The organism is Microcystis sp. M144S2 (genome assembly GCF_020246065.1).
In the GTDB taxonomy this organism is placed as follows: domain Bacteria; phylum Cyanobacteriota; class Cyanobacteriia; order Cyanobacteriales; family Microcystaceae; genus Microcystis; species Microcystis ichthyoblabe_A.
Window position 1 is genome coordinate 1 of the sequence record NZ_JADBTR010000056.1, and the last position, 6,814, is coordinate 6,814.

At 38.5% G+C, this 6,814-nt stretch carries 8 protein-coding genes and 3 pseudogenes; 1 reads left to right on the top strand and 10 read right to left on the bottom strand.

Translation table 11 applies throughout. The features are described from left to right. The 4 genes from IM462_RS07265 to IM462_RS07280 all read right to left on the bottom strand — a co-directional run. A partial coding sequence (locus tag IM462_RS07265; RefSeq protein ID WP_287702743.1) for a GDP-mannose 4,6-dehydratase occupies positions 1–132 on the bottom strand: 132 nt, incomplete at its 3' end. Between the two features lie 122 nt (positions 133–254). After that, complete coding sequence (locus tag IM462_RS07270; protein WP_287703864.1) at positions 255–599, bottom strand: TIGR03792 family protein; 345 nt, start codon at positions 597–599, stop codon at positions 255–257. 12 nt (positions 600–611) lie between these two features. Further along, positions 612–1,499 (bottom strand): ParA family protein, encoded by an 888-nt coding sequence (locus tag IM462_RS07275; protein WP_287703866.1) that lies wholly within the window; start codon positions 1,497–1,499, stop codon positions 612–614. 15 nt (positions 1,500–1,514) lie between these two features. Further along, on the bottom strand, positions 1,515–2,570 hold the full coding sequence (locus IM462_RS07280) for a metallophosphoesterase family protein (protein WP_287703868.1): 1,056 nt from the start codon (positions 2,568–2,570) through the stop codon (positions 1,515–1,517). Positions 2,571–2,817: 247 nt separating this feature from the next. Here IM462_RS07280 and IM462_RS07285 point away from each other — a divergent pair, with 247 nt between their 5' ends. Next, on the top strand, positions 2,818–3,294 hold the full coding sequence (locus tag IM462_RS07285) for a pyroglutamyl-peptidase I family protein (protein ID WP_287703870.1): 477 nt from the start codon (positions 2,818–2,820) through the stop codon (positions 3,292–3,294). Positions 3,295–3,656: 362 nt separating this feature from the next. Here IM462_RS07285 and IM462_RS07290 read toward each other — a convergent pair whose 3' ends face one another. The 6 genes and pseudogenes from IM462_RS07290 to IM462_RS07315 all read right to left on the bottom strand — a co-directional run. Then, complete coding sequence (locus IM462_RS07290) at positions 3,657–4,076, bottom strand: hypothetical protein (protein ID WP_287703872.1); 420 nt, start codon at positions 4,074–4,076, stop codon at positions 3,657–3,659. 334 nt (positions 4,077–4,410) lie between these two features. Beyond that, positions 4,411–4,623 (bottom strand): tetratricopeptide repeat protein, encoded by a 213-nt coding sequence (locus IM462_RS07295; protein WP_002751022.1) that lies wholly within the window; start codon positions 4,621–4,623, stop codon positions 4,411–4,413. A gap of 3 nt (positions 4,624–4,626) precedes the next feature. Further along, positions 4,627–4,812, bottom strand: a pseudogene (locus IM462_RS07300) (Uma2 family endonuclease); the annotation flags it as partial. Between the two features lie 237 nt (positions 4,813–5,049). Further along, the gene (locus IM462_RS07305; protein WP_106909302.1) at positions 5,050–6,066 is read right to left on the bottom strand and encodes an Npun_R2821/Npun_R2822 family protein; all 1,017 of its coding nucleotides are present in this window, start codon (positions 6,064–6,066) and stop codon (positions 5,050–5,052) included. Positions 6,067–6,206: 140 nt separating this feature from the next. Then, positions 6,207–6,347, bottom strand: a pseudogene (locus IM462_RS07310) (IS30 family transposase); the annotation flags it as partial. A gap of 361 nt (positions 6,348–6,708) precedes the next feature. Beyond that, positions 6,709–6,814 (bottom strand): annotated as a pseudogene (locus IM462_RS07315) (IS5 family transposase); the annotation flags it as partial.

Below are 6,814 nucleotides of genomic sequence, written 5' to 3' on the forward strand. Positions count from 1 at the left end.
ATCGGTGTTAAAAGTTGAAGTACGACGGATGATACCGTGGACTTCGTAACCTTTTTCTAATAATAATTCGCTCAGATAGGAACCATCTTGACCGGTGATGCCGGTAATTAGGGCGCGTTTAGCTTCAGTCATCAGTAATTTGCCTAATCGGGAAGAATAAAGACCCTGAAAGGGTCTGACTGCTTATAGCACACTTTAGCCCCTCAGGACAAGTTTGGCTAGGTTGACAGGGGACAAAAAGATGAATTGATTTTTTATCTGGGCTGCATAGATTCTAAATTGTTCTGAAAATTTTCTCGAAATTTTCTGACTTGAAATTCCTTGACTTTGAGCAGTCGATAATTATCTTTTCCCATGGCGAGGGAAAATTTGGATTCGGTGTCATCAAGTAAATTTTTGGAGATAGCTTTCCACTGTTCTTCTGTTTGCCAATGGACAACGATAATTAATTCTTCCTCGATGGCGGGATTAATCCAAAGTTCTTTACCTAAAAAACCCGCTTGTTTTGCTAAAAACTTTGTCCAAATTTCTTGATCTTTTTGGATAAATTTTTCTCGCGCTTCGGGTTTAACTTGAAATTCTAACCACTCAATGACCATAGTAATTATCTCCTATTTTTTGGTTTTCATCAAGAATTCTTCTGTGAGTTTCATAAAAGCTTTAGAACCACTAGAAGAGGGCATGGCTGCTACCGCAGGCACGAACATATCCACAGCTTTAGCTACATTAACATCCATAGGAATCGCATTAGCAAAAATTTGATGGGCTTGAAAATCCTGTTGTACCCGGCGCATGACTTGATTATAGTAGCGACTGAGTAAACCACCACCGGAAAGAATAAAAACTATACCGAGTAAACCGGGGTTAATCGGGTCAGTTTCTTGATGACTAGCTTTCAGTTTAACTATTCTTCTTTCTAATAGCTGAATGCCGACAATTGATAAAGGTTCGGGACGGGCAGGTAGTAAATAAAAATGACTGCTACAGAGACCACTACGAGTTAAAAGATTATAGCCCGGAGCGCAGTCCATGATAATATAATCGTAACGGTCTTGAATGGGATCAATGATTTTTTGAATTAAGATTCTTTCCAGGTTATTCCAAGCATGATCAAAGCCTAAATCTTCCTCTAGAATTGCTTGATGGTGCAGGGTTTCTGAGACGATATATTCATCATAAAGCTCGATGTCTCCCGGCAGTAGATCTAAGCCTTGAATTTCACAGACTGAAGGGACAATAATATCATCAATAGTTAATTTATTGTAGGGATTGGGTTTGATAATTGCTTCTAATAAATAGCTTAAAGTGCGTTTTTTGCGACGCAGTTGAGCAAATTCGTGGGGGGACATTAAACTAAGAGTCGCACTGATTTGAGCGTCTAAATCGAGGACAAGGACTCGTTTTTGCTGAAATTTAGCTAAACAGGTGGCAAGGTTGACGGTAAGGGTAGTTTTTCCTACTCCTCCTTTCATATTAACGGTGCTGATGACAGTGGCCATGATGGGAATTCCTTTCTAGTTAACCGATGGAATATCTCGACGTAAAACCTGCCCATTGGGAGCCATAATCAGAGGAGGTAAACTGGTAATATTGATCGCTTCTTGGGTTTTCATGTCGTAGGTGGTGTAAACTGTTTCCTGTTGATGGGGATTAATATCGACAATTGTTAGGGTTTTTCTAGGCGCTTGTTCACTGTTCAATAATCGTCGCGGTCCACTGCCTAAAGCTCCCGCGTGTAATAATTGTAATTGCCCCCGTTTACCCGGATAGTAAGCGTGAGCGTGGCCACTAATATAAGTATGCACCTGATGACCCTCTAAAAACGCTCTTAATTGCTCGGCATCGGCTAAATAATCCCCTGGTCGATTTCTGCCTACGGCAATACCGTAGAGGGGTAAATGACCGATTACTAGCCGCATTTTAGCATTTTTAGCGTCGCTACTACTCAAGTTTTTTGCTGCCCAATTTAGTTGTTCCCGAGAGATTAAATGAGTGGAGGCATCCCAAACTAGATAGAATATACCATTTTGAGTGAAAGTATAATAAAAAGGAAAGCCAGTTTTATCGATAAAATTTAAACTTGTCTCATGTTGGGGGTTTTGCCAATAATCCTGGGCTAATTTTCTCTCTTGAGCATAGATAAATTTTCCTGCGGATAAAGCTCCAGAAGCGTCATGATTACCGATGGTAAAACCAAAAGGTATTTTAGCAGCTCGCAGGGGCGCGGCGATATGGCGATCGAAGGCTGACCACATGGCGTTAATTGCTGCCTCTGTCAAGCTGCTTTTTTGTCCTGCCACCATGTCGCCACCACAGAGAACCAGATCGGGTTTATGATTGATAATTAAAGGGATAGCTCGATCGATTTCGGGATCGTAAGTAGTGGAACCGTATTGACTATTAAGGTCACTAATCACGATTATCTTGACTTTTTTCGCCTTTTGTGCTTGCTTAACAGGAGACTCAGGGGGATTTTTGGAAGTAACGGGCTGTAAAATTTGATCAGCGCAAGCTACCAAGCTAAAACCGCCTAAACTGCCACTAATAAGCAAAAATTTACGGCGTTGCATAGGCTATCAATCTCGTCTTTAATTGAGGTCACGTCAGTTAGTGTAGCAATTTTTGTCCCTTCGATCGCTTTTTTGTTGATTAGACCTCTTGCAAAAGTCTTAAGTCGATCCTTGTACAGCAACATTTTTGAAGATTATCAACTACTAATAAATAATTAACTGAAAGTCCCTCCCATTATTATTTCTATCGTTTGTTTTCGGATTTATGCAAGAGGTCTATTATCCCAATTAACCATCAGGAGATAACTTGACAATTCTCTTAACTTCTTTTGCGCCTTGGTTATGCCATCACCGGAGTAATTCCTCCGATGATTTGTTAGTATCTATTCAAGATAATTATGCAAAAAATATTTTATTTTTGCGTCAACTTCCCGTTAATACCCATCGAGCCAGTGAACGAGTTATCAAAGCTATTCAAGACAAAAAAACTGATTTAGTTATTTGTTGTGGTATGGCAGAAAGTCGTTATCGTTTAAGTTTAGAATCTCAGGCTAGGAGTAGTACAAAAAAGTTATTGACACCAGTTCCCTTGCCAGATTTAATTAAAAACCTTAACTATAGTTATATCAGCGATAATGCCGGTCAGTTTGTCTGCGAAGAATTATATTTTCAAGTCTTAAAATATCATCCGAGAGCCTTATTCATTCATGTGCCACTTTTAACTGATAAAAATTTTGCTATTATTCAAAGGGATTTTCAGAAAATTATCACCCTTAGCAGTTAGCTCATATAATTCGAGAGTAAGTTTCAAGGGAAAAAGGAAAAAGGATTTACTGGTATTTTGCCATAATTGCCCTCCTCGACTTGAGAGCGCATCTGAGTCTAATAAATCTCATTGCTACGTCGGGCAAATTCTTCTTTGCTGTAGAGGGGTGATCCTACTATCATTGGCTTGAACCAGTTGCAACTTTTGCCCCTCTATTTTAACCTAAACATTGGGAATCTTCACTAACATTCCTCAACGACGCGATTAGTTAATTGTCGATTGGCTAAAGCTCGATCGCCTAGGTAGGGTAGGGGACTACAAATATTGAGAAAGCTAGTTTTAATAATCGGTTCTAAAGTGATATTTTTCTGACGGGTTAATTAGTGTAATAAATTATGATTTTCTTGATAAATACTATCAATTTCTTGCCAAACTCCCCAGCGCAAAAGTATTAATAAAATTAGATAATTACTGTATAACTTTAGGGTTGGGGTTAGACAAACTTCTCGCAATTGATAGGCAGTTATCAAAGAATTATCAAAGTCTTCGGCTAAAATATAGAGGTTAACTAACTGTTCTAAAAGACTCAGATCATTTGGTCTTAATTGCAGACAAAGTTTAATAATTTCTACTCCAAAAGCGGGACTTTGTTGTTCGTTGGTGACTCGTGATGCTATCTGAAAAGCTTGCGGGATCAAACTATCAGCTAATTCCTCTAGATAGGGTAAACTTGCTTGAGCTAAATCTAAAGTTAATTCGTGGGGATATAAAAGACTTTTGAGAACTACATTTAAAAGCAATTCTCGATTAGGATTATATCTGAGATTGTCTTGAATAGGATAATTAATACCATTTCTCTAAATGAAAACTACACATCGAATTTAAGTCACCCTTTTTAAGGGGGATTTAGGGGGATTAAACTTCTGTAGTCAGACTTTGGAGAATTGGTATAAGTAGTTCTTCTGGATCGAATATTTCTAAATCTCAAGCTAAGTCGAATAAAGCTAATAAATTATTAATTGACTTGGGAACAATTTCCTGTAGATGATAGCGAAAATATTCTACAGCTGCCAGATCACCTTTTCTTTGTTGTCGTCGCGCTTCTGTATCTAAAACTGCTTCTAATTCTGCTTGCTATTGCTTGACTTTTTCTGGATTACCTCCTCTTAAAACATTTTGCCACATTACCTGCGCTTCTGCTTCTAAATTTTGCAGAAGATAGGCAACTCCCAAGTACCAATAGTCAGAAATATTTTCGGGATTGTTATCGATTAGTTCCTCGTAGATTGCCGCAACTTGAGGATAATCTTCGGCAATTAAAGCTTGATAAGCGTCAGGATGCCACATAAATCAGTTATCAGTTTTTTGAGATAATTTTTTCAGAAAGTCTTGATGTTCTTGACTGGCTAAACCTTGCTGTAAAACTGTCAAAACCTGTCCCAAGTTACCCCCTAATAAAGCATTAACATCTAACCAAAGATCGGGGAAAACCTGCGAGTAAATTATCCCTCGACTATCGGGTTCAAGTTTAATATATCTGAACTTAACCGTGGAATCGCTCTACTCTAGATACAGTAAACAGTACAGCCATTTTCAAGGGGAAAATGTACCCAGTAATCGCTTGTCAATTTTTTCTGAGAAGCTCCAGGCAGTAAGGACTGTATGGGGGAAGTCTTGGTATTGAGCTAGAATGGTGTATTAGTAAAACTGTTATGTGTTCTTTAAGATGCGTTGGACAAGATGCAGACACAGTAAAGTAGTTGATCATGTCCATCAAAACAAATTGGCTACCTTCTTTTTTAACTTTTTTAAGTTTTTCTCAAGTGAATGCATAGCTTTTATTAAAAAATTTGCTTTCTTGAGGCGCTTCGGTTTTGCTTCAGGTTCTTCCAAAAATCTGTAATACAGAAAAACGTCTCGATGCGGTATATCAATATCTTCTCCGCCACATAACCTCTTGAATCTATCTGAGCCATAACCCATATAATGAATTCTGTGAACTGGCTTTAATCCTTGCTTGTTGTAAAGCACATAATCCTTCTCCACAAAAGGATTTACACCAGCAATATTTCCAGTTCTCTCTTCAGATTTTTCACTCAACGTATAGTTGAAAAATTTCCAGTTAAGTTTAAACGTAATATAGCTAAAAAGGTAGACCTCATCCCACCAACCTCTCTCATTGATAAAGTTCACTTCCGCTTCATGCAGTAGTGCAAGTTTAATTTGCGCTAAAGTGTCGGAATTTAACAAGCTTGATTTAGCTGCGAAAAAATCAGAGCAATGACAACAAGATTTTATGTCTTGAATAGCACGAGATGGATATTTTCTTATAATCATTTTGGTATCTAGAAAACAGTCTTCTTTATTATGTTCCCAGTCGTCAAAAACACAATCATACTCTGTTAGTTTATTGAAGCAATCCTCTAATGAAGACATTACTAGCTCATCACTATCAATATAGACAAAGTATTCAAATTGACCATCAAATGAACATAGTTTTCTTATGGTGTTTGACCCATGATACCAAGCAGATTTCTTTCGAGATAGAAACCTCTGATCGCTCCATACTTCTGATGCAAAATTAGACCATTTTTCAATTGATGATTGATTGTCAAAAAGAAAAACATTATCTATCTTGAGAGATTTAATTTTGTCAACCCTATCGTCATAAGGAATTATGCAGATTGGAATATTTTTGTCATAATTAGTCCTGATGCTATTAATAAGGGCAATTAGCTGATCGTATAAGTTATCATTAGCTAACGTATATATTCCTCTCTTTGAAAACATTCTAACTCCTTAATTTCTTGCTCTAGCGACTTGAGCTTTGATCATGTACATTTAGGGATTGTCTGATTCTTCTACAGAGCGATTGTCTGGCTGGGATATTATTCCTTCCTCCGCAAGTCCCCTATCTTTAGTAGGCCAATTCAAGTCTGAATTGCATCACTGTCTAATCTACCTTCATAGAATACCTCATTCGGGATACGATAGTCAAGACATTTTCGAGGACGATTGTTAATCAAGTTTACGGCTCTTTCTACCTCCTCTGGCTTAAGGATTTTACAATTCTACGTTCATCTTATAGCAATTTTCATAGTTGTGAGGTACAGAGTCTTAAGTTTTGAGGAGTCAGGAGTTAAGATTTTGGTGTACCTCATGAGATTGGGAAACGCTATATATTTAGGGTCTGCTGAAAAAGTTTGTTGGTGGGGGCAGGGTGTGGGCTTCGGCCGTGAGCTCAGCGTTCGACCGAGCGTTCGACTGAGCGTTCGACTGAGCGTTCGACTGAGCTCACGCCGAAGTCTCACGCCGAAGTCTCACGCCGAAGTCTCACGCCGAAGTCTCACGCCGAGGTCCGAACGGTTGTGGGGTGTGGGGTGTAGGGTTTTACCGATTTTGAGGTAGTCAGTAGATCTCTTGCAAAAGTAATCAAGATATATCCTTTTGTCGGTAACGAAGTTCGTAATTGTAGATACCAGCAATCAAATTCAATCTCAGACCAAATCGCCGTCTGCGATTTCTGTATCTTGATGAA

Coding starts and splice junctions, on each gene's coding strand:
- IM462_RS07270 (WP_287703864.1), bottom strand. CDS start 599: ATGGTCATTGAGTGGTTAGAATTTCAAGTTAAACCCGAAGCGCGAGAA.
- IM462_RS07295 (WP_002751022.1), bottom strand. CDS start 4,623: ATGTGGCATCCTGACGCTTATCAAGCTTTAATTGCCGAAGATTATCCT.
- IM462_RS07280 (WP_287703868.1), bottom strand. CDS start 2,570: ATGCAACGCCGTAAATTTTTGCTTATTAGTGGCAGTTTAGGCGGTTTT.
- IM462_RS07305 (WP_106909302.1), bottom strand. CDS start 6,066: ATGTTTTCAAAGAGAGGAATATATACGTTAGCTAATGATAACTTATAC.
- IM462_RS07275 (WP_287703866.1), bottom strand. CDS start 1,499: ATGGCCACTGTCATCAGCACCGTTAATATGAAAGGAGGAGTAGGAAAA.